The sequence below is a fragment of the Acinetobacter sp. 1424608 genome (genome assembly GCF_000588255.1).
In the GTDB taxonomy this organism is placed as follows: domain Bacteria; phylum Pseudomonadota; class Gammaproteobacteria; order Pseudomonadales; family Moraxellaceae; genus Acinetobacter; species Acinetobacter nosocomialis.
On sequence record NZ_JFXL01000017.1, the window covers coordinates 19,161 to 40,138 of the forward strand.

Below are 20,978 nucleotides of genomic sequence, written 5' to 3' on the forward strand. Positions count from 1 at the left end.
ACATAGCCCACTTAGCATAATACACACTTAAAATAACGACTGATTTGGAAGATAAGCTGACTATGACCAGCCTTGCGCATCATGCGACAGAAAACCGCTCTGTAGCCGAATTTACTGAACAGGCTTACTTGAATTATGCCATGTACGTCATTATGGACCGTGCATTGCCGCATATCAGTGATGGCTTAAAGCCCGTACAGCGCCGTATTGTCTATGCTATGAGCGAGCTAGGCTTAAAAAGCAGTGGCAAGCCAAAAAAATCAGCGCGTACAGTGGGTGATGTACTTGGTAAATACCACCCACATGGTGACTCGGCATGTTATGAAGCCATGGTCTTAATGGCTCAGCCATTTAGTTACCGCTATCCTTTAATTGAAGGTCAGGGGAACTGGGGTTCACCTGATGACCCTAAGTCTTTTGCTGCGATGCGTTATACAGAAGCCAAACTCTCGGCTTATAGTGAATTATTGCTGAGCGAATTAGGCCAAGGCACCAGCGAATGGCAAGATAACTTTGATGGTTCTTTAAAAGAACCGATCACTTTACCTGCACGTGTACCTAATATTCTTCTTAATGGTACGACAGGTATTGCTGTAGGTATGGCCACCGATATTCCACCGCATAATTTGCGTGAAGTGGTAAAAGGAACAATTGCCTTAATCCGTAATCCGCAAACCTCGGACGAAAAATTAGCTGAATATATTCCGGCTCCAGACTTACCAACCAAAGCTGAAATTATTACTCCGCCAGAAGAGTTACTTAAAATCCAGACCACTGGTCGTGGTAGCTACCGCATGAGAGCGGTTTATTCTGTTGAAAAGCATGAAATTGTGATTACTGAGCTGCCATATCAAGTCTCTGGTTCTAAGGTGATTACTCAAATTGCTGACCAGATGCAGGCTAAAAAGCTGCCATTGGTCGTTGATGTGCGTGATGAGTCGGATCATGAAAACCCAACAAGACTCGTGATTGTGCTGCGTTCTAACCGTATTGATGCGGAAGCAGTGATGAGTCACTTATTTGCGACCACCGATTTAGAATCAAGCTATCGTGTCAACTTGAACATGATTGGTGAAGATGGCCGCCCTCAAGTTAAATCGATTCGTCGTATTTTGCTGGAATGGATTGAGATCCGTAAAAAAACGGTAACTCGCCGTTTGCAGTATCATTTAAACCGGATTGAAAAGCGTCTGCATATTTTGGCAGGTCTTTTAATTGCTTATCTCGATATTGATACTGTTATTCGTATTATTCGTGAAGAAGATCAGCCTAAACCAGTGTTGATGGAACACTTCAATATTGATGAGATACAGGCCGAAGCAATTTTAGAGCTTAAATTACGTCATTTGGCAAAACTTGAAGAGATGGAAATCCGTCATGAACAAGATGAGCTTTCGGCGAAAGCTGCCATTATTCGTGAACAACTCGAAAATCCTGAATCTCTAAAAAATCTGATTATTGGTGAACTAAAAGAAGATGCGAAAAAGTTCGGTGATGAGCGCCGTTCTCCAATTGTTGCACGTGCTGAAGCGGTTCAAATTAAAGAACAGGATTTAATGCCAGCCGAAACGGTAACAGTTGTGTTGTCTGAAGCTGGCTGGGTCCGTGCGGCAAAAGGTGCAGATGTTGATGCTGTAAATCTGAACTATCGCGCAGGGGACCAATATTTAAGTCATGCTGTCGGTAAAACCAATCAACGAGTTTATTTCCTTGATGAAACAGGGCGTAGTTATGCCTTACCGATTAGCAATTTGCCTTCAGCCAGAGGCTTGGGGGATCCATTAAGTTCTAAGCTTTCTCCAGCAAGTGGTGTATCGTTTATTCAGGTTTATTTAGATGATGATGAGTCTGAATTGATTGCTGCAAGTTCCGCAGGTTACGGTTTTAAAACTCAAACTAAGCAATTAGATACCACTGCGAAAGCCGGTAAGACATTTCTAACGGTACCAGAGAAGTCAAAAGCTCTACCACTCATTTCTGCCCAAAATATGACGCATTTGGCTGTACTGAGCTCAGCAGGGCGTTTGTTAATTTTAGATTTGGCCGAGCTACCAAATTTAAATAAAGGTAAAGGTAATAAGTTGATACAACTTGAAGCCAAAGAGCAAATTTTATCCATGACAACCCTGAACTTAGATGAAATAATTCAGGTGGTTGCAGGTCAACAACATCTCAAATTAAAAGGTGATGATCTACAAAAATACATGGGTAAACGTGCTTCGAAAGGTCAGCTCTTACCACGTGGATATCAAAAAGCAAATAAACTGTTGATTCAGAGATAAAGCTAGCGTCTGGCAACATAAATACGCTATATATGGCAACAAGTTCAAGCAGTGAACTGAACTTGTTGGTATGGAATAATGATTAAAAGGGCAGCAATTTGGAGTACATAATTTGTACTCCATGCAAAAAATTTGGCAGGGTCAAATTGTCAAAACTTCTGTCTCATAATCTTGTTCGAAAGTGTCATGAATGTGCCAATAAGTTTTAAATATGTTCTGGCACCAAGAAGCTAAAGAATAGCTGGGGCATTGAATAACAGTTATTACTAAGGATTACGAATCGGAGATAATGGCATTATGGAAAAGATTTGGTTTGCAGAATACCAAAAGACAGGGATTCCAGAAACAGTAGCATTGCCTGCAGAAAATACCTCACTTGTTGATATTTTTGAGCGTAATTTCCAAAAATTTGGTTCTCGTGATGCCTTTATCTTTATGGATAAAGCCATGTCATTTAACGAGTTGGAACTTGCAAGCCGTAAGTTCGCGACCTATTTGCAAAACTTGGGGTTAGCAAAAGGTACGCGTGTTGCAGTAATGATGCCAAACGTATTGCAGTACCCGGTAGTGGCATTGGCAGTCTTCCGTGCTGGCTTGATTTTAGTGAATGTTAACCCGCTATACACAGCACGTGAGCTTGAACATCAGTTAAATGACTCAGGTGCTGAAGTTCTCGTCATTATTGAAAACTTTGCGAGTGTTTATCAAAGTATTTTAGGTAAAACTCCAGTCAAGCATGTTGTAGTTGCTTCTGTTGGAGACATGTTGGGTACACTAAAAGGTACTTTAGTGAACTTTGTTTTACGTAAAGTGCGTAAACAAATTCCAGCTTGGAATATTCCTGGCCATGTTAAATTTAATAGCGCATTAAATAAAGAAAACCCAAGCAATTATAAACGCCCGACTTTAACTTTAAGTGATACTGCTGTGCTTCAATATACGGGTGGTACAACAGGCGTTTCAAAAGGTGCTGAGCTGACGCATCGTAATTTGGTTGCTAACCTTTTACAGTGTGACGGTATTTTCCAAAGTAAATTTGGTGCAAATGATGGTGCTAAAGGCGATCGTATCGTTTGTGCATTACCGCTTTACCATATTTTTGCATTCATGGTTTGTGCGATGTACGGCATGTACAAAGGACAGGCAAATATCCTGATTCCGAACCCGCGTGATTTACCAGCCGTGATTAAGGAATTACGTAAATACCAACCTTCTTTCTTCCCAGCAGTAAATACATTGTTTAATGCCTTGGTAAATAATGAAGAGTTCAAACAACTTGACCATAGCAATTTAAAAATGGCAATGGGCGGTGGTATGGCAGTTTTACCTTCTACAGCAGAAGCTTGGAAGAAAATTACTGGCACTACCATTATTGAAGGTTACGGTTTATCAGAAACTTCTCCGGTAGCGACTGCAAACCCTCCAGCTTCTACTGAATTTAGCGGCACGATTGGTATTCCATTACCTTTAACAGAAGTTGCTATTTTAGATGATGACGGTAAAGAATTACCTTTAGGTGAACAAGGTGAAATCTCCATCCGTGGTCCTCAAGTGATGAAAGGCTATTGGAACCGTCCAGATGAGACCGCTAAAGTGATGACACCTGACGGCTTCTTCCGTACTGGTGACATTGGTGTAATGGACAGCCGTGGATATACAAAAATTGTAGACCGTAAAAAAGATATGATTTTGGTTTCAGGCTTTAACGTTTATCCAAGTGAAATTGAAGAAGTTATTGCTAAACATCCAAAAGTGTTGGAAGTTGCTGCAATTGGTGTTCCAGATGAAAAATCAGGTGAAGTACCAAAACTCTTTATTGTGAAAAAAGATCCAAGCTTGACCACAGAAGAAATTTTGAACTTTGCTAAAGAAAACTTAACAGGCTACAAACGCCCTCGTTATGTTGAGTTTATGGATGAATTACCAAAATCAAATGTAGGTAAAATTTTACGTAAAGATCTACGTAAACCTGCTTAATCGTTAGTGATTAAAAAAAGCGCCGTAGGGCGCTTTTTTATTTAGTGGCTTTTCATAAACCAGCGGTCTACATAAGGACGGCCGATTCCAACCATACCCACAAAAATAATCATTGTGCCGAGTTGTAGGCGTAAGTGAGACAAGTCAAGTTGGCCATAACTAAGGTAATTATCTATCAGACAATACACGGTAATTACAATCAGCCAATGCCATAAAGGAAGTCTTTTGACACCTACTGCAATAAAAGTGATTGTCAAAATGACAAAGGTACCCAGTGTCGATTGCCAATTAAAATTCGCGCAAATCACACTCAGTAAAAAAGCGACAATTGGTAATACAATTTTGAAGATAAGATCTACCTGAAGCTGGTTCTTCTTTTGCTTTTCTAAGACCTCGAGCAATTCTTTTTGATCAGGTTGTTGCATACATAGCCCTATAAATCAGTGATGACATGCGATTGCATAAAATTTCAGGTAAAAACGATGAGTTATGATAGCATGATCAACAGTATTTTCAGTGATGGATGGCACTATGCACGGCATCAGCAGCATTATCTATATTATTTTAGTGGCATGTTTGCTGCCATACGCATTTACCGTAATTGCAAAATTTAAGGGTGGTTTTCAGCCCTCTGATAATCAGAACCCAAGAGATTTTCTTGCTAATACAAAGGGGATCGCTGCTCGGGCAAATGCAGTACAACAAAACAGTTTTGAAAGTTTACCTTTATTTTTAACAGCTATTCTGATGGCTGAATATATGGTGGTGCCTGAGTACTTTATTTTGAGACTGGGCTGGGCATATATTATTTTGCGCGTGATTTATGGCATTTGTTACTTGAGTAATTGGGCAACTTTACGCTCGATTGTCTGGTTTTTATCATTGTTATGCCCAATATTCTTGTTGATCGTGATAATTAAGTTGACTTGAGTGTCATTCTGTCACCATTCATATCAACTTTCGCGTGTGCGCATTGTATAATCGGCATCATTTTGATGATATCCACGTTATAATCGAGTGGATTTTACATCTGACTTCATAACGAAAGAGTATTGATATGAGTTACAGCAATATCCCAGCAGGTAAAGATGCACCAAATGACATCTATGTCATCATTGAAATTCCTGCAAATGCAGCGCCAATTAAATATGAAATTGACAAAGATTCTGATGCATTGTTTGTAGACCGTTTCATGGGCACAGCAATGTTCTATCCAGCAAACTATGGTTATGTACCAAATACTTTGTCTGAAGATGGCGACCCATTAGACGTACTTGTTGTAACTCCGCATCCTGTTGCTGCTGGCTCTGTAATTCGTTGCCGTCCAGTGGGTAAATTAAACATGGAAGATGACGGTGGTATCGACGCGAAATTAATCGCGGTTCCACATGAGAAATTATCTCCACTTTACAAAGACGTGAAGGAATATACAGATCTTCCTCCATTGTTGATTAGCCAAGTTGAGCATTTCTTCAGCCACTATAAAGATTTAGAACCAGGCAAATGGGTAAAAATCAGCGGTTGGGAAGGTGCGGACGTTGCTAAAGCTGAAGTATTGAAAGCAATCGAAGCTGCTAAAAAATAAGTTCTGATTTTATGAGTTTAGTGTGTCTCAATTGATATTCTAGGCTCAATAAAAAACCTACCTGTGTTAACAGAGGTAGGTTTTTTTATGCTTGATAGATCTATGAATTAGAATAATTTCACAGGGATATCAAGGAAGATACGCCATTCGTTTGTATCACCGATGTACGCACCTTGGTAAGCATCACTTGCACGGTAATAAGAGTTACGGACACGAAGACTTGCATCTTTAGCAAAACCACTTTGAACTGTGTATTTTACTTGGTTGAAGAATTCGCGCTCTTGAGCATTGTCAGTTACATCACGAACTTTGATGTCCCAACCGTATACAAATGCAGTTGTCCAGTTCAAACCAGGTAATACGCCTAATTTACCGAAATCAACGTTGTATTGAATTTGTGCAGATTTCTCGTGGTTACCAATGAAATCAGACATATAAGAGTTTGGTAAATAAATACTTTGGAAACCGTCAGCGTTTTGACCATAGTCATAACCAACATTCCCAGTGTTTTGTTGGTAAGCAAGCATCACACTGTGTGGACCAGTAGCATAAGTTCCTGAAATTGCCCAAATATTGTTGGTCTTTTCTTCGCCTGCTTTACCATTATCAGCATAATCTGGTGCTACAAAGCCAGTTGCTGAATAAGTGCGTGCATTTGCATCAAACTTAGTATGGTATCCACTGAAATCATAAGTTAATGAACTGTCATTAGCCAAAGGCTGTTTATAGTTCACATTAGCATAATGACGTTCAAGTTTATTTTTGCTATCTAAACCATAGTAAGAGGCATTTAAGTTATCATCAAACTTGTATTTACCGCCCCAAACGATTGCACGATCAAGACCTTTACCAAATACATCAGCATCGGTATTAATTTGATCAGACATTTGGTCTTTAGTGAATTTACCAGCTACTAATTCAAGGTTCTTGATTTCATGGCTTGTTAATAAAGTACCTGTAAAGTATTCAGGAACCATACGGCCAGTGTTACTTGCTAAAACTGGTAAATCGAGTACTTGAGTACCATAACGTACAGTCGTATTTGAGAAACGAGCTTTAACGCTACCGCCACCACGGCCCCAATGATCGTAAGCTGAACCATCATTGTGCTTAGGAATCATTTGGTTACCGGCATTATTATTTTCACCGATTTTAAATGAGCCGTCACCAACAACGCCTACACCGAAACCAACAATACCAGGGGTAAAGCCAGATTCAAGATTTACAATTGCCGATTGAGCAAATGAACTAGTATCTTTCGCGCCTTGTTTTTTGTCGCGAGTTAGATAACCTGTACGGAAGAGAATAGAACCGTTCGCATCTTCAACAAATCCTTTTGCCTCACTTTGCTCGCTTGCCTGAGCTGAGGAAATTATTGCCGCAGAAATGAGAACTGCTAATGTAAGTTTTTGTGCATTTAGCATATTTAAAGAACCTCATAAAAACGATAAATCCTGTGCCTTGTTATAGTTCAGGGCCTAGGATTTCCATCAATTGTATAAGTAATCTATAAAAAAGATATATTTTTGTTGATTTTATTTTATATATGCTATGCAGAAATTGATTAATGTGCTACCGGTTATTTAGTAAATTTACTCATAGCCTTTTATACTTAATGTATTGTTTAAAATAAAAAAAGTAATTTATTTTTTAGTTGATTTTTACCATTTATTTTATAGTCAAACTTCAAAAAATACGTGATTCTTGTGTTCATTTTTTATCCTTTTTTGCTGGATATGTTTACTTTTTAACCTTGCTTTGAGTTGATTTTTTCAACGATTTATTTTAAGCCTACTTATAAATTGTTACTGTATAACATTATTTTTAGAAGTACTGTATATATGAACCGATTGTTATAATAAGCCAATAGAATTTAATTGAACTGATCAAATCTAGTGCGATATTTTGCATAAATTCTGTGCAGTACTTTTTTTATTTATATGGGTGCCTAAAAAAGACCCAAAATAGTTCATCGACTTTAACTCAGAAATAAATACAGAAATGAAGTAAGCAAAAATGCTCAATCACAGATCATTTCATCTACCGCCTTCAATAATTTACATACTTTTTATATCTCAGCTTTAGATCTAAATAGAAAATTTACGCGTATCAAAGGAATACTTCTTACCTCGGTTACTAATTTCCGATAAGGGGTTTTTCTATGTTGAGTATTTTTAGATTTGTAATAAATCTATTCTATATATTTGTTTTTTATAAATATATTTCTATGAGTGTTAGGCGATATTTTCATTTTAAAAAGAATTTGATTTCAAAACTTATGCAGCCCAGCGATACGAAATATGGACTTGGCACAGCAATTGCTAAAGCTTAAGTAACAAAATTTGTTTAATTCAATTAAATCGTGCGTTCATTGTGGGGGAGATCAAAATGATGAAATTTGCACTTAAAGCAGTAGCAGTCGGCGTACTCACAGCAGGTTCAACCATGGTTATGGCTGAAAGTGCTCCATCTTTCTATGGAATCACGACAACAGGTAGCGTAGCAGCAACCACAGATTATCGTTTCCGTGGTGTTACACAATCTTCAAATAACCCTGCCATTCAAGGTGGTTTTACTTTTTCTCATAAATCAGGTGCTTATTTATCGCTTTGGGGTTCAAGTGTTGATTTTGGTGTAACAGGTAACTCAACTGAAACTGATGTCGCTTTGGGTTATACCAATACGTTAAAGTTATCCGATAAGCTTGCGCCAACTTATGATGTAGGTGTGATTCATTATGGTTACATTGGTTCGGGCCATAGTTTTGACCGTAACGGTATTGGTTACGATGGCAAAAATGGATTAGATTTTAATGAAGTTTACGGTAAGTTAACGTTTGCCGATTCTTTATTTAAAGGCGATGCACTCAGTGTGGGCGTTAACTATTCAAATGACTACTGGGCGAACTCTAAACAGTTCTGGTATTTTAACGTAGGTTATTCGGCACCAATTGCAAACACTGGATTTACTGGACTTGCATCAGTTGGTTATAACAAATTCAAAAATAAAGAGGCTTTAGCCGTAGTTGCGGGCGGTCCTGGTACAGACGACAGCTATATCGATTATAAAGTTGGTGTAAATCGTAACATTTTAGGTATTTTGGCTGAATTAGACGTAGTGGGTACCGATGTGAGTACTTCTGGTATGACTGATGCTCAGAAAAAGCCTTATGACGCTGGCCTAGTATTTAGTTTAACTAAAACTTTCTAAGTTTATGTTGTAAAAAAGCGGGTAAATCAACCCGCTTTTTTATTAGTTTTCTATTTCAGAAAGTAGTTGTTTTAACTGATTAAGCTCAATATTCGTGGCTTTAAACAAAGGCTTACGTGGTGACCCCGCAGAAATACCTTTTAACTGTAAACCTGCTTTAATTGTTTTAGGCAAACCACCAGTTACGATAAAACGTAGGACAGGAAGTTGTTGGTAAAATGACTTCTGAGCTTGCTCTAATTCACCATTTTTGATGTGTTGAATAAGCTGTTGAGGTTGTTGACCTAGCAAGTTTGGTGCTGCTGTACACCAACCGCTTGCTCCCGCACATAAGGCCTCTAAAGCTAGAGGATTACAACCGTTATAAAACGGAAGTTCACCTTTTGATAGTTCATAAATTTTATGCATGCGCTGAATATCGCCGCTGCTTTCTTTTACCATCGTGATATTTGCGATGTTGTTAAACATACGCACAATTAACTCTGGAGACATATCAACGCCACTGGTTGCAGGGTTGTTATACACCATAATCGGTAAACTCGTGGCCTGAGCAATCGCTTGATAATATTCAAAAATCTCTTGATCAGTTAGTTTCCAATAAGATACAGGAATCACCATAAGTGCATCTGCACCATAGCTTTGCGCGATCTGGGCTTTTTTGATGGCTTGATCAGTGGTGAGTTCTGAAATTCCAATAATGACAGGCACGCGCTTATTAATGCTTTCAATTGAGGTTTTTGCGACTAAGCACCATTCATCCCATTCAAGATAAGCGCTTTCGCCTGTACTGCCTAAAGGTGCAATTGCATCGCAACCATTTTCAATAAGCAAATTCAGCATTTGTTTTAGAACAGGAAAATTAATGGTGTTGTCATCAGAAAATGGAGTAACAGGGGAGCCAATAATGCCTTTTAGTTTCATGGTCGAAGTCTCTTTTTAAATACAGTCAGAATGGTTTTTCAAAGCTTTACGTGCGTAGTAAGCAAAGTTCACTTTGTTGCGTTTATCGGTAGATACCCAGTCATGTGCTTCTGTTGCTAGACTGTGGGGGATAGGCTGAATTTGTCCGGCAGACATTGCCAGTAGTTGCAGTTGGGCTGCGCGTTCAATTAAAAGAGCCAAGTTACATGCTTCTTCAATGGTTTTTCCTGTGACCAGTTGGCCGTGGTGAGACAACAAAACAGCGCGGTTTTTACCCAGAGCAGAGGAAATTAAAATACCTTCTTCATTACCCACAGGAACACCTGGCCAATGACCTACAAATGAGCAGTCCTCATAAAGTGCGCAGACGTCCATTTGAGAAATCATGAGTGGAATCTGTAGCATAGATAAAGCAGCTACATGGGTGGGATGTGTGTGAATAATGCAATTCACCTCTGGATGTTCTTTATAAATCCAAGTGTGAAAACGGTTGGCTGGGTTTGCCATTCCTTCTTGATTGATGGGTTCTAGATCTTGATTTACTTCAAGTAAGTTTGAAGCAGTAATTTCATCAAAACCTAATCCGAAACGCTGAGTAATAAAAGTTTCTTTATTTTCACTACGGCAAGTAATTTGTCCCGCTAAACCAGCATCATGACCATGATCAAATAAAATACGACAAGTAAGTGCAAGCTTTTGACGATCAGTTAAATCTGAGTCGCTAATCCACTTTTGCATGTCTTGCTGTGCATGTTGCATCAGCTCTTGTTTGTTTACAGAAGCAGTCTTCATCTCTTCTCCAGTCCAGTTGACCAAATTAAGTAGGTGAAGGCAGAATAGAAAAAAACTGGATGAATCAATACATCCAGTTTTTATAAGTTATATGGTCCAGATGGGGCGAATATGCTAAGACCTTGGCAAGTACATTTTCGTATCGATGAAAGAGAAGAAAAAACAGTTTTTTTAAAGCTTACTAACTTGATTAGCCAAGAAATTTTAAATGGGCGTTTAGTACAGGGAACTATGCTACCGGGGTCTCGTAGCTTGTCAAAAGAACTAGGAATTAATCGGAAAACGGTACAAGCGGCATATGAGGAATTAGAGGCACAAGGATGGCTAGTGACTCGCCCCCGAAAAGGCACATTTGTGGCAGATGTTTTGCCGGAAAAAAAGCTTCAAATAGAGTCAGTATCTGAGCTAAAAGTTAATGATAAGCCAATTATTCAAGAAGTGATTCAACGTCCACATAACGATGGTGTGCCAGATCCGAGGCTTATTCCATACGAATTATTTTCGAGGGCCTATCGGCATGCACTCATTAAAATTACGCAAAATCAGTACATGGGATATGGTGATCCAAGAGGAATGATTGAGTTAAGACAAGCCTTGCAACAAATGCTATCGATGGAACGTTTTATGAATGTTGCCGAAGATGAGATTTGTGTTGTACGTGGAAGCCAGATGGGAATTTTTCTTGCATCGCGCGCGTTACCAAACCGCCAAGGCGTCATTGTCGTTGAAGAGCTGTATTACCCATCTGCTTTTAAGGCATTTCAGTCAAATGGTTTTCAGGTTGTTACTGTCAAATTAGATGGGCAAGGTATTGTCATTGAAGATTTGGGACGGATTTTACAAGAATATTCTGTCGCTGCCATCTATACAACGCCACATCATCAGTACCCTACAACCGTTACCATGCCAATGATTCGTCGTCTTCAACTCTTAGAGCTTTCAAAAAAATGGGGGTTTTACATTATTGAAGATGACTATGACCATGAATTTCACTATGACAGTCGGCCTATGCCACCCTTAGCGAGCTTACCTCACTCTGAGTTAGTCATTCATGTGGGCTCATTGTCTAAAGTTTTTGCACCTGGTATTCGGTTAGGCTACATCGTGGCAGCTCCCCCCATCATTCACTCCATTACTGAAGATGTTTTATTGATTGACCGGCAGGGCAATAATATTACGGAACTCGCTTTAGCGGATTTAATGCAGAGAGGAGAGATCAAACGACACATACGTAAAATGAAAAAGATTTATCAGTTACGTCGCGATCATGCCTTAGCTGAGTTTCAACGAGTTTTTGCTGAGACTGTTCATATACAACCTCCCGCGGGTGGAATGGCTTTGTGGGTGAAATTTCAGAAAACATTTACCCAAGATCAGCTTATAAACTTAAAAGAATTCAATATTGATACAGAGCATAAGTTTAAACAGGGAGAACACCCTAATCGTAGTATCCGCTTCGGTTTTGCAGCTTTATCAGAGAAAGAAATTACGGCTTTAATTGAAAACTTAAACAATATTTTTAATAAAAATAAATGAACAGCGGACACATAATCCGCTGTTTTATTTTAAGAATGATTGCCTCGATAAGAGAGTGCTTCTGTAAGGTGAGCACTTTGAATCATCTCACTTTGAGACAAATCGGCAATGGTGCGAGCAACCCGTAAAACACGATGATAAGCACGTGCAGATAAATTTAAACGTTGCTGAGCCATTTCAATCATTCGCTGTGACGCGTCATCTAGGACAGCGAATTGTTCTAATTGTTTCGGTGAAAGTGCCTGATTCAAACAATCCTGCCTTTTTATTTGTTGTTCATAAGCATAAATCACACGTTGTCGCACAGTTGTTGAATCTTCGGCGGGTGTTGGATCTTGTAGTTCCTGAGCTTTTAATGGCGGTACATCGATATGTAAATCGATGCGGTCAAGTAATGGCCCCGATATACGATTTTGATAGCGCTTAATACTTTCGCGTGAACACTGACAACGACTGTCTTGATTAAATGCGTAACCACATGGGCAGGGGTTCATTGCTGCTATAAGCTGAAAGTTGGCAGGATAGGTAATTTGCCGGGCTGCCCGTGAAATGATAATTTCTTTTGACTCAAGCGGCTGGCGTAAGACTTCTAATACTTTGCGATCAAACTCGGGTAATTCATCTAAAAAGAGAACCCCTAAGTGAGATAAGGTAATTTCACCCGGTTTAGGATGAGAACCGCCCCCAACTAGTGCAATTGCTGAGGCTGTATGGTGGGGTGCACGAAAAGGGCGCTGTCCAAAAATATGCGGTGTATTTGAAATCGAATAAATACTCGCAACTTCAAGCGTTTCTTGAGTAGAAAGTGGTGGTAAAATTGAAGGAAGACGTGAGGCGAGTAAAGTCTTACCTGTACCCGGTGGTCCTTTAAAGAGCAGGGAGTGCCCTCCAGCAGCTGCAATTTCCAGTGCACGACGTGGACGTAGCTGACCTTTTACATCAGCAAGGTCAAATTTATACGGCATGTCATTTGAGCGGGAAGATGATTGCACCTGAGATAGCTTGGTATTTCCTAAAAAGTGTTCACAAACTTCTTTTAAATGACTAACCGGATAACACTCAAGATTTGGTAAATGACTAATATCCTGACTATTATCTTGGGGTAAAACAATTTTATGCTGGGCTTGTTGGCAGGCCATTGCCAAAGTTAAAGCACCTGAAATAGGTCTTACATGACCATCTAGTGCTAACTCTCCAATAAATTCAAAGTCTTCAGTGCAGTTCTCTGGAAGCTGACCTGAGGCAATTAATATCCCTAATGCAATCGGTAAATCTAAACGTGAACCATCTTTGGGCAAATCTGCGGGAGCAAGATTAATAGTCAGCCGTTTAGTCGGAAACTGAAATCCACTATTAATAATGGCTGAGCGAACCCTGTCCTTACTCTCCCTGACTGCTGCTTCAGCAAGCCCTACGATCGTTAGAGAAGGTAAGCCTTGACTCACATGTACCTCTACTTCAATGAGAGGCGCATGTAAGCCTAAAAGTCCCCGAGTATAAATTTTAGAAAAAGACATCTTCTTGTTCCATTGTGGTGCTTAATTTTTAATCGTTGTAAAGTATAAGTGCGCTACATTGGTGCTTATTTTTTATTCTTTAAAGTTTCTTCTAATAGACTTACTTGTTTTTGTAGCTCTTCTAAACGTTGGTTGGCTAAATGAAGTGCAGTTTTTTGTCTTTCGATTTCTTGTTTAGACACGAGGTCTAATTTCTCGACAGTTTCATTTAATAATGCACGTAAGTTTTTTTCTAAATCTTTTTTAGGCTCGTCAATTTGTTCCAAAATAGCCTGTAATAGAGTTTCTAGCATGAGATATCCAAACTGTTGTATTACCTTATGCTTGCCAGTTTAACACTGCTTGAACCTCGTATATAGGCTTCTTGGCTTTTCCATATTGGATAACGATAAAATGAAATAAAAACAGGACTGCAAATTCATTTTATTTTTAGTAGCTCATCTACATCTTGATAACTAAATAGGTTATAAAGAAAGCTCATGCAAAAGATTCATCTCCTCCAACCTTTGAAATATTGGCATGAAAATTGAACATAAAACCTTACTGGTGAAAAGAAGCCGAAGGAAACAAACATGAAGCTTGTAACTGCAATTGTAAAACCGTTTAAATTGGATGATGTGCGTGAAGCACTCTCTGACATTGGTGTACAAGGGATTACCGTAACTGAAGTTAAAGGTTTTGGTCGTCAAAAAGGGCATACAGAACTTTACCGCGGCGCGGAGTATGTGGTTGATTTCTTACCTAAAGTAAAAATCGAAATTGCGATTAGCGATGAAATGGTCGACGCAGTAATTGAGTCAATTACTCGTGTGGCAAGCACTGGGAAAATCGGCGACGGTAAGATTTTTGTGACTAACCTGGAACAAGTCATCCGTATCCGTACGGGTGAAACAGGACCAGATGCTGTCTAAATTGGCACAAAGCTTGCTGAGCAATAAATAGCTCGCAAATGAGGTTGGGGGACACGAATGAAAAAAATGCTTATGGCGCTGAGTCTAACAGGCGCACTTTTGGGTGGTACTGCCGCTTGGGCAGAAGAGACTGTAACAACACCGACATCTGAGGTTACAGCAACATCAACGTCTGCAGCACCTGCAACAACTGCAGCAGCACCAGCAGCCGCAACTCCGGCAGCTCCAGCACCGACACCAAAACTCGATACAGGCGATACATCTTGGATTTTAGTTTCAACAGCTTTAGTACTGTTGATGACGATTCCTGGTTTGGCATTGTTCTACGGCGGTATGGTCCGTAAGAAAAACGTATTAAGTACCATGATGTTCAGCCTTTCTGCTGCAATTTTGGTAAGTTTGCTTTGGGTGATTGCTGGTTATTCACTCGCGTTCTCTGGCACAGGTGCATACTTTGGTGACTTGTCTAAAGCTATGCTCAATGGCGTAGGTTTTAACGCACTAAGTGGAACAATTCCTGAAAGCTTATTTGTTATTTTCCAAATGACTTTTGCCATCATTACTGTCGCAATTTTGAGTGGTTCGATTGCTGACCGTATGAAATATTCAGCTTTCATGGCCTTTATTACAATTTGGGTACTTGTGGTTTATGCGCCAATTACTCACTGGGTGTGGGCAACAGATGGTTGGTTATTTAAAGCAGGCGCATTAGATTTTGCTGGTGGTACAGTTGTACATATCAACTCTGGTGTTGCTGGTTTAGTCGCAGCTTACATGCTTGGTAAACGTATTGGCCTTGGCCGTGAATCTATGGCACCGCATAACTTAACTTTAACTGTAATCGGTGCAAGCTTACTTTGGGTAGGTTGGTTCGGCTTTAATGGTGGTAGTGCGTTAGGCGCTGGTGCTCGTGCAAGTATGGCAATTTTAGTGACTCAAGTTGCTGCCGCTGCTGCTGCCTTCTCTTGGTTAGTTGTAGAACGTATGATTCGTGGTAAAGCTTCTGTATTAGGTGGTGCATCTGGTGCTGTGGCTGGTTTGGTTGTGATTACACCAGCAGCAGGTTTCGTCGGCGTAGGCGGAGCTCTAGTGATGGGCTTAATCGGTGGTGTAGTCTGCTTCTGGGGTATTACAGCACTTAAACGTTTACTCAAAGCGGATGATGCATTGGATGCCTTTGGTTTACATGCAGTAGGTGGTATTGTCGGCGCGATTTTAACTGGCGTGTTCTATAGTGATGAAATCATTAAAGCAGCTAGTGTGACTTTAGCACCAACATTTGCAGGCCAATTGTGGGTACAAGTTGAAGGTGTACTTGCAACTATGGTTTACAGCGGTATTGCAACCTTCATTATTCTTAAAGTAATTGATGTGGTGATTGGTCTGCGTGTTAATGCCGATGATGAACGTATGGGTCTGGATTTAAGCCAACATGGCGAACGTATTGAATAATTCATAATATATTTGCTGTACTAAAAACAGTCTTGGGCTGTGATCAAAGCGATGCTTTGATCTGGCTCAGGGCTGTTTTTTTGTCTCATAGAATGCTGGTTCAGTAAGCGTAGAAATTTTGCTACACTAGGTCAAAGTAATTGACCCTATTAAGTCCGCTATGCATTGTCCATTTTGCAACGCCGCAGATAGTAAAGTCATCGATTCTCGGCTGGCCGCAGAAGGCTGTCAGATTCGTCGACGTCGTGAGTGTGTAGTTTGCGGTGAACGTTTTACCACTTTTGAAAGCTATGAAGTGGTGATGCCCCGTGTGATCAAATCGAATGGAAAGAATGAACCGTTCGATGAAGCCAAGCTACGTCGTTCACTTATGCATGCTTTACAAAAGCGTCCAGTGACACAAGAGCAGATCGAAACGGTTCTGAGTGATATTCAATTGCAGATTCGCCGTTTAGGTGAACGTGATGTTAAGTCTAGAACTATTGGTGAAATTGTCATGCAATCTTTATTTGCACTTGATCATGTTGCCTATGTTCGTTTTGCTTCGGTTTATCAAGACTTTCAGGATGTTGAAGCGTTTCGCCGTCAAATTGAGCAAATGCAACAACGTGAACATTAATCATTTGAGATTTATATGTCTGAGTTGAAACAAGATCAGTACTGGATGCAGCAAGCCATTGAACTTGCCAAACGAGGACTCTATTCGACAAAACCAAATCCAAATGTCGGTTGTGTTATTGTCAAAGACAATCAAGTGATTGGTGAAGGTTTTCATCCGAAAGCTGGTCAACCTCATGCTGAAGTTTTTGCGCTGCGTCAGGCGGGTGAACAAGCACAAGGTGCAACTGCTTATGTGACGCTTGAGCCTTGTGCTCATTATGGACGAACCCCACCGTGTGCTGAGGCGTTGGTTAAGGCGCAGGTTAAAAAAGTGGTGGTGGCGTGTCCCGATCCCAATCCGCTTGTTGCAGGTAAAGGTGTTCAGATCTTAAAAAATGCCGGTATTGAAGTAGAAATCGGGATTTGTGAAGATTTAGCAGCCAAACTTAATCAAGGCTTTTTAAAAGCGATGTCTACGGGCATGCCATATGTGCGTTTAAAAGTTGCTTCTAGTTTAGATGGGCGTACTGCAATGGCATCGGGTGAGTCGAAGTGGATTACTGGTTCTGCTGCTCGTGAAGATGTCCAACATTGGCGTGCGATTTCAGGTGCCGTGATTACAGGTATTGATACTGTGATTGCTGATGACTGTCAGCTTAATGTACGGTCATTCCATAATCTTGATATCGAAACGGTTGCGCAGCCAAAACGGGTAATTCTAGATCGAAGAGGGCGTTTACCGCTCACTGCTAAAATTTTAGAAAATCCTGAAACTGTCATGGTGATGGGACCATATCGTCAGGAACTTGCTGACTTAGGCGTGATACAATTAGAAATTCAGCCTTTAAAAACACTATTACAGGCCTTATCTAAGCAATACCAAATTTATGATGTGCTGGTTGAAGCTGGCGCAACATTGTCTACCGCCTTTTTGCAAGAAGGTTTGGTGGATGAAATGATCAGTTATGTTGCCCCGACTTTATTGGGGCAAAGTGCAAGAGCCATGTTCAACGCAGATTTTGAATATATGGCACAGCAACTTCGTTTTAAACTTCTTGATGTAATACAACTTGATCAAGATATACGCTTAAGGTTAATCCCTACGCAAGAGAAAGTATGAATTCAGAGCCTTCGGTTTACCACAAACGTCGTCATGCAGCCCGCACGACAGACGAATATCTTTTTCATCAGATTGTACCATACTTGGGTAACAAGCGCCGATTGCTCCACTTGATTTTAGAAGCTCTGGAAATTACAGGGACGCTGAACAGCAAGAAAAAGAATCCTCCGATTTTTGCCGACTTCTTCGCAGGTAGTGGTGTGGTGTCTCGCTTGGCACGTCAAAACGGTTACCGAGTCATTGCAAATGACTGGGAACCTTATAGCCATGCTTTAAATCATGCGATTTTAGCTTGTGTCGATGCACCCGCGTTTAAAGAGCTTGGTGGCTACCAGAAAGCGATTGATTATTTAAACCGTTTACCTGAGGTTAAAGGTTGGGTAACGCATAACCTTTGCCCTCGTAATGATGATGTATACGATCCTTCGCGTGACCGTTTGTTTTTTAAGCGTCGTAATGGTATGCGCATTGATGCGATTCGCCAGCAGATTGCAACATGGCAGGCACAAGGCGCAATTAATGATGTAGAAATGAGCGCCTTGCTTGCGCCATTACTCTATTCGGCAAGTTTTGTGAGTAATACCAGTGGTGTATTTAAAAGCTTCCACCAAGGGTGGGGCGGACGTACACAAACGGCCTTAGAACGAATTGAATCATTGCTGTGGCTCACACCGAGCCGTTTTTGTGAGATTGGCGATCGTAAACGCCCTGCTGCTGAAATGTGGTGTGTAGATGCTCAGCATTTAGCAAATCAGATGAGCGGTTTTGAAGTAGATGTAGCCTATCTTGACCCACCTTATAACCAGCATGCTTATAGTAGTAACTACCACGTTTTAAATGCATTGACGTTATGGGATCAAGTCGACCTACCACCACCAGACACGAAAGGTTATAAGAGTGGTATTGACCGTGCATGGCGTAAAGAGCGTCCAAGTCCTTATAATTCTTCTAAACATGCAAAAGATGCGTATGAAAAATTACTTTCAACCATCAATGCGCGTTATATTCTGACCAGTTATTCCACCGATGGTAATATTGAGCCAAAAGACTTACTGATGGCCAATCTGGAGCGTGGAAAAGTCACTTTATTGACTCAAGATGTTCCACGTTATCGCGTAAGTAAACAACGTCAGTCAGAGCGCGCACGTGTGCTTGAGTTTATTGTGATTACAGATACTCATGCCAAACCAGGGCCGCCGTTACGTCAATTGTTAGGCCAGCTTTACCACTTTGCCGAGCTAGGTGGTGTAGATACTTCAGGTAACAGTACGCAGCTCGCACTTTGGTAAGCGCTGCAATTTAAGCAGTGTAAAAGATTTGGAGATTGAGCCATGTTTACAGGCATTATTGAAAGTTTAGGTAAAGTAGAAAGCCTGCAAAGTGTAGGTGGCGATGTGCGTTTACGTATTCAAACCGATTTGGATATGTCGGATGTACATTTAGGTGACTCAATTGCAACCAATGGGATCTGTCTCACCGTTATTGAGTGGGGAGACAACTGGTACGCAGCTGATGTTTCTCGCGAAAGTTTAAACCGTACCACTTTAGGTAACTGGAAAGTGGGTCAACGTGTCAATGTGGAAAAGGCGATGCTGCCAACAACCCGTTTTGGTGGACACATTGTAAGTGGTCATGTTGATGGTGTAGGTGAAATTACCGTAGTCCGTGAAGATGCTCGCTCAATTTATTATGAAGTGACAGCACCTATAGAACTTGCTAAATACTTAGCAGAGAAAGGTTCTGTGACAGTAGATGGTATTAGTTTAACCATTAATCATTTACGCGGTAATATTTTAAGTTTGAACTTAATTCCGCACACAGCAGAACGTACCAATATTGGAACCTGGCAAGTCGGTAGCAAAGTTAACCTAGAAGTCGATGTATTAGCGCGTTATATTGAGCGTTTATTACTGGGTGATAAAGCTGCTGAACAAAAAACCGAGTCAAATATTAGTATGGCTTTCTTAGCTGAAAATGGCTTTTTAAAATAAAGTTTTAAATCGCTAAAATAAAAAAACCGGACATATGTTCCGGTTTTTTTATTTTAAAAATTAATGCTTGGTGAGAGTAACCGAGTGTGTGCCTACCCATGGTTTATTATGCTGGGTGCGTGTAATTGAAAACTCACCTTTTTCTGATGCTCGTGTAAGCAAGATTGAAAGCGAATTAAAGTCATTGTGGCTCATATAAAGTTCTTGTGCTGAAAATGTCCATTGCTCACCCTGATTAAGCTGCTCAAGTTGCATTGAAATCTGATGTGGAATGTCCATTTTTACCCTCATTAATTTTCATAAATACATATGCATTATTCTAATAATTATTTGAACTAAAAGAATATTATGCATGACTATTTTGTGACAATTAAATGTCATTTTTATGACAAGGAGCGTTGTATAAACTTTACTTTTCTATTTTTTCATCAGAAAACTTAGAATTTTTTAAAATATATTCAATTTCTTCTTGAGCTGCCGAATTTAGCTTAGCTCGGAAAGCCGTAACAGACTGTTCAATTAAGTTCTCAGCTTCAAGCTCTAAACGAATACGTAAACTTTCAAGCTCAGATAAGATTTGATCATCGGTAATGCTAAGTTTTACGCCAGAAGAGTAGTTCACTGCTGGTGTTTCAGGATTTTTCTGATAACGCGCAGTGTGTTCAGCAACTTCTTGTTCTAAATGACTGCGGAAAGCTTGTAGAGCTTGAGTTTGTTCACTAAATTTACGAACTTCGTCTGCTTGTAATTCAGCAGCATAGGCTGCTTCCATTGCGCGCTTATCTGCAAGAGACTTTTCTAAAGCAAGCTGACGACGAATACGTGCCTGTTCGATTAACTCTGCTTTTAAGTCAGCATAAGCTTGTTCAATGTTTTGCTGTGATTCTAGCTGTGCCTTCTCATCATTGAGTACCCAAAGTTGAATAGGCGTCTGAGGCTCTAATAAATCACAAATACGTGCCAAATCCTGTTGATAGGCATGACGGACAGCTTCAGGCGCATTTAACCATCTTTTTTTAAAATCTTGCCCGACATTTAATGCCACCACAGTTCTCCTTTGCTCAACAGTATCTACATTTTAGCG

At 40.2% G+C, this 20,978-nt stretch carries 20 protein-coding genes; 12 read left to right on the forward strand and 8 right to left on the reverse strand.

The annotated features are described in order from the left end of the window. Positions 1–62: 62 nt before the first annotated feature. Together parC and J678_RS18555 are read left to right on the forward strand one after the other, a co-directional pair. Positions 63–2,282 (forward strand): DNA topoisomerase IV subunit A, encoded by a 2,220-nt coding sequence (gene parC, locus J678_RS18550; protein ID WP_031956156.1) that lies wholly within the window; start codon positions 63–65, stop codon positions 2,280–2,282. 297 nt (positions 2,283–2,579) lie between these two features. After that, positions 2,580–4,259: a long-chain-fatty-acid--CoA ligase gene (locus J678_RS18555; protein ID WP_031956157.1), complete on the forward strand. Its 1,680-nt coding sequence runs from the start codon at positions 2,580–2,582 to the stop codon at positions 4,257–4,259. Positions 4,260–4,300: 41 nt separating this feature from the next. Here J678_RS18555 and J678_RS18560 read toward each other — a convergent pair whose 3' ends face one another. Then, positions 4,301–4,684 (reverse strand): hypothetical protein, encoded by a 384-nt coding sequence (locus J678_RS18560; RefSeq protein WP_002048951.1) that lies wholly within the window; start codon positions 4,682–4,684, stop codon positions 4,301–4,303. A gap of 106 nt (positions 4,685–4,790) precedes the next feature. Here J678_RS18560 and J678_RS18565 point away from each other — a divergent pair, with 106 nt between their 5' ends. Together J678_RS18565 and ppa are read left to right on the forward strand one after the other, a co-directional pair. Further along, a complete protein-coding gene (locus tag J678_RS18565; protein WP_031956158.1) occupies positions 4,791–5,189 on the forward strand; it encodes an MAPEG family protein in 399 nt (132 codons plus the stop codon). 127 nt (positions 5,190–5,316) lie between these two features. After that, the gene (gene ppa, locus J678_RS18570; RefSeq protein WP_002048945.1) at positions 5,317–5,844 is read left to right on the forward strand and encodes an inorganic diphosphatase; all 528 of its coding nucleotides are present in this window, start codon (positions 5,317–5,319) and stop codon (positions 5,842–5,844) included. A gap of 107 nt (positions 5,845–5,951) precedes the next feature. Here the strand turns inward: ppa and J678_RS18575 are convergent, their stop codons facing one another. Beyond that, positions 5,952–7,268, reverse strand: a complete 1,317-nt coding sequence (locus tag J678_RS18575) for an OprD family outer membrane porin (protein ID WP_032027432.1) — start codon at positions 7,266–7,268, stop codon at positions 5,952–5,954. Positions 7,269–8,232: 964 nt separating this feature from the next. Here J678_RS18575 and J678_RS18580 point away from each other — a divergent pair. Next, positions 8,233–9,054: a TorF family putative porin gene (locus J678_RS18580; protein ID WP_002048960.1), complete on the forward strand. Its 822-nt coding sequence runs from the start codon at positions 8,233–8,235 to the stop codon at positions 9,052–9,054. Positions 9,055–9,096: 42 nt separating this feature from the next. Here the strand turns inward: J678_RS18580 and J678_RS18585 are convergent, their stop codons facing one another. Together J678_RS18585 and J678_RS18590 are read right to left on the reverse strand one after the other, a co-directional pair. Then, the gene (locus J678_RS18585; RefSeq protein WP_031956161.1) at positions 9,097–9,975 is read right to left on the reverse strand and encodes a dihydrodipicolinate synthase family protein; all 879 of its coding nucleotides are present in this window, start codon (positions 9,973–9,975) and stop codon (positions 9,097–9,099) included. 15 nt (positions 9,976–9,990) lie between these two features. Then, positions 9,991–10,767, reverse strand: coding sequence for an aldolase (locus J678_RS18590; protein WP_004883678.1), 777 nt, complete (start codon positions 10,765–10,767; stop codon positions 9,991–9,993). 111 nt (positions 10,768–10,878) lie between these two features. On the opposite strand from J678_RS18590, the gene J678_RS18595 reads away from it, so the two are divergent. Then, a complete protein-coding gene (locus J678_RS18595; protein WP_031956162.1) occupies positions 10,879–12,303 on the forward strand; it encodes a PLP-dependent aminotransferase family protein in 1,425 nt (474 codons plus the stop codon). Positions 12,304–12,332: 29 nt separating this feature from the next. Here J678_RS18595 and J678_RS18600 read toward each other — a convergent pair whose 3' ends face one another. Together J678_RS18600 and J678_RS18605 are read right to left on the reverse strand one after the other, a co-directional pair. Continuing rightward, on the reverse strand, positions 12,333–13,820 hold the full coding sequence (locus J678_RS18600) for a YifB family Mg chelatase-like AAA ATPase (protein ID WP_031956164.1): 1,488 nt from the start codon (positions 13,818–13,820) through the stop codon (positions 12,333–12,335). A 65-nt stretch (positions 13,821–13,885) separates the two neighbouring features. Next, positions 13,886–14,113 carry an accessory factor UbiK family protein gene (locus tag J678_RS18605; RefSeq protein WP_002048939.1) on the reverse strand — a complete coding sequence of 76 codons (228 nt, stop codon included), beginning with the start codon at positions 14,111–14,113 and terminating at the stop codon, positions 13,886–13,888. 279 nt (positions 14,114–14,392) lie between these two features. On the opposite strand from J678_RS18605, the gene glnK reads away from it, so the two are divergent. The 6 genes from glnK to J678_RS18630 all read left to right on the forward strand — a co-directional run bounded on the left by glnK (position 14,393) and on the right by J678_RS18630 (position 19,894). After that, on the forward strand, positions 14,393–14,731 hold the full coding sequence (gene glnK, locus J678_RS18610) for a P-II family nitrogen regulator (RefSeq protein ID WP_000780326.1): 339 nt from the start codon (positions 14,393–14,395) through the stop codon (positions 14,729–14,731). Between the two features lie 57 nt (positions 14,732–14,788). Beyond that, the gene (locus J678_RS18615) at positions 14,789–16,183 is read left to right on the forward strand and encodes an ammonium transporter (protein WP_031956165.1); all 1,395 of its coding nucleotides are present in this window, start codon (positions 14,789–14,791) and stop codon (positions 16,181–16,183) included. 160 nt (positions 16,184–16,343) lie between these two features. Next, the gene (gene nrdR / locus J678_RS0104500) at positions 16,344–16,802 is read left to right on the forward strand and encodes a transcriptional regulator NrdR (protein ID WP_004710970.1); all 459 of its coding nucleotides are present in this window, start codon (positions 16,344–16,346) and stop codon (positions 16,800–16,802) included. Positions 16,803–16,817: 15 nt separating this feature from the next. After that, positions 16,818–17,903, forward strand: coding sequence for a bifunctional diaminohydroxyphosphoribosylaminopyrimidine deaminase/5-amino-6-(5-phosphoribosylamino)uracil reductase RibD (gene ribD / locus J678_RS18620; protein ID WP_031956166.1), 1,086 nt, complete (start codon positions 16,818–16,820; stop codon positions 17,901–17,903). Further along, positions 17,900–19,192, forward strand: coding sequence for a DNA adenine methylase (locus tag J678_RS18625; protein ID WP_031981908.1), 1,293 nt, complete (start codon positions 17,900–17,902; stop codon positions 19,190–19,192). The genes ribD and J678_RS18625 overlap by 4 nt, the downstream gene beginning before the upstream one ends. Before the next feature lie 42 nt (positions 19,193–19,234). Next, positions 19,235–19,894 (forward strand): riboflavin synthase, encoded by a 660-nt coding sequence (locus J678_RS18630; RefSeq protein WP_031956167.1) that lies wholly within the window; start codon positions 19,235–19,237, stop codon positions 19,892–19,894. A gap of 60 nt (positions 19,895–19,954) precedes the next feature. Here J678_RS18630 and J678_RS18635 read toward each other — a convergent pair whose 3' ends face one another. Together J678_RS18635 and J678_RS18640 are read right to left on the reverse strand one after the other, a co-directional pair. Next, on the reverse strand, positions 19,955–20,173 hold the full coding sequence (locus J678_RS18635; protein WP_002048916.1) for a hypothetical protein: 219 nt from the start codon (positions 20,171–20,173) through the stop codon (positions 19,955–19,957). A 130-nt stretch (positions 20,174–20,303) separates the two neighbouring features. Then, positions 20,304–20,942: a hypothetical protein gene (locus tag J678_RS18640; RefSeq protein ID WP_017393526.1), complete on the reverse strand. Its 639-nt coding sequence runs from the start codon at positions 20,940–20,942 to the stop codon at positions 20,304–20,306. Positions 20,943–20,978 lie beyond the last annotated feature (36 nt).

Bases quoted from the DNA above. Each gene is read 5' to 3' on its own strand.
- nrdR (WP_004710970.1), top strand. From the start codon at position 16,344: ATGCATTGTCCATTTTGCAACGCCGCAGATAGTAAAGTCATCGATTCT.
- parC (WP_031956156.1), top strand. From the start codon at position 63: ATGACCAGCCTTGCGCATCATGCGACAGAAAACCGCTCTGTAGCCGAA.
- J678_RS18560 (WP_002048951.1), bottom strand. From the start codon at position 4,684: ATGCAACAACCTGATCAAAAAGAATTGCTCGAGGTCTTAGAAAAGCAA.
- J678_RS18555 (WP_031956157.1), top strand. From the start codon at position 2,580: ATGGAAAAGATTTGGTTTGCAGAATACCAAAAGACAGGGATTCCAGAA.
- J678_RS18585 (WP_031956161.1), bottom strand. From the start codon at position 9,975: ATGAAACTAAAAGGCATTATTGGCTCCCCTGTTACTCCATTTTCTGAT.
- J678_RS18595 (WP_031956162.1), top strand. From the start codon at position 10,879: ATGCTAAGACCTTGGCAAGTACATTTTCGTATCGATGAAAGAGAAGAA.
- J678_RS18580 (WP_002048960.1), top strand. From the start codon at position 8,233: ATGATGAAATTTGCACTTAAAGCAGTAGCAGTCGGCGTACTCACAGCA.
- J678_RS18615 (WP_031956165.1), top strand. From the start codon at position 14,789: ATGAAAAAAATGCTTATGGCGCTGAGTCTAACAGGCGCACTTTTGGGT.
- J678_RS18590 (WP_004883678.1), bottom strand. From the start codon at position 10,767: ATGAAGACTGCTTCTGTAAACAAACAAGAGCTGATGCAACATGCACAG.
- J678_RS18565 (WP_031956158.1), top strand. From the start codon at position 4,791: ATGCACGGCATCAGCAGCATTATCTATATTATTTTAGTGGCATGTTTG.
- J678_RS18625 (WP_031981908.1), top strand. From the start codon at position 17,900: ATGAATTCAGAGCCTTCGGTTTACCACAAACGTCGTCATGCAGCCCGC.
- J678_RS18600 (WP_031956164.1), bottom strand. From the start codon at position 13,820: ATGTCTTTTTCTAAAATTTATACTCGGGGACTTTTAGGCTTACATGCG.
- J678_RS18605 (WP_002048939.1), bottom strand. From the start codon at position 14,113: ATGCTAGAAACTCTATTACAGGCTATTTTGGAACAAATTGACGAGCCT.
- J678_RS18575 (WP_032027432.1), bottom strand. From the start codon at position 7,268: ATGCTAAATGCACAAAAACTTACATTAGCAGTTCTCATTTCTGCGGCA.
- glnK (WP_000780326.1), top strand. From the start codon at position 14,393: ATGAAGCTTGTAACTGCAATTGTAAAACCGTTTAAATTGGATGATGTG.
- J678_RS18630 (WP_031956167.1), top strand. From the start codon at position 19,235: ATGTTTACAGGCATTATTGAAAGTTTAGGTAAAGTAGAAAGCCTGCAA.
- ppa (WP_002048945.1), top strand. From the start codon at position 5,317: ATGAGTTACAGCAATATCCCAGCAGGTAAAGATGCACCAAATGACATC.
- J678_RS18635 (WP_002048916.1), bottom strand. From the start codon at position 20,173: ATGGACATTCCACATCAGATTTCAATGCAACTTGAGCAGCTTAATCAG.
- ribD (WP_031956166.1), top strand. From the start codon at position 16,818: ATGTCTGAGTTGAAACAAGATCAGTACTGGATGCAGCAAGCCATTGAA.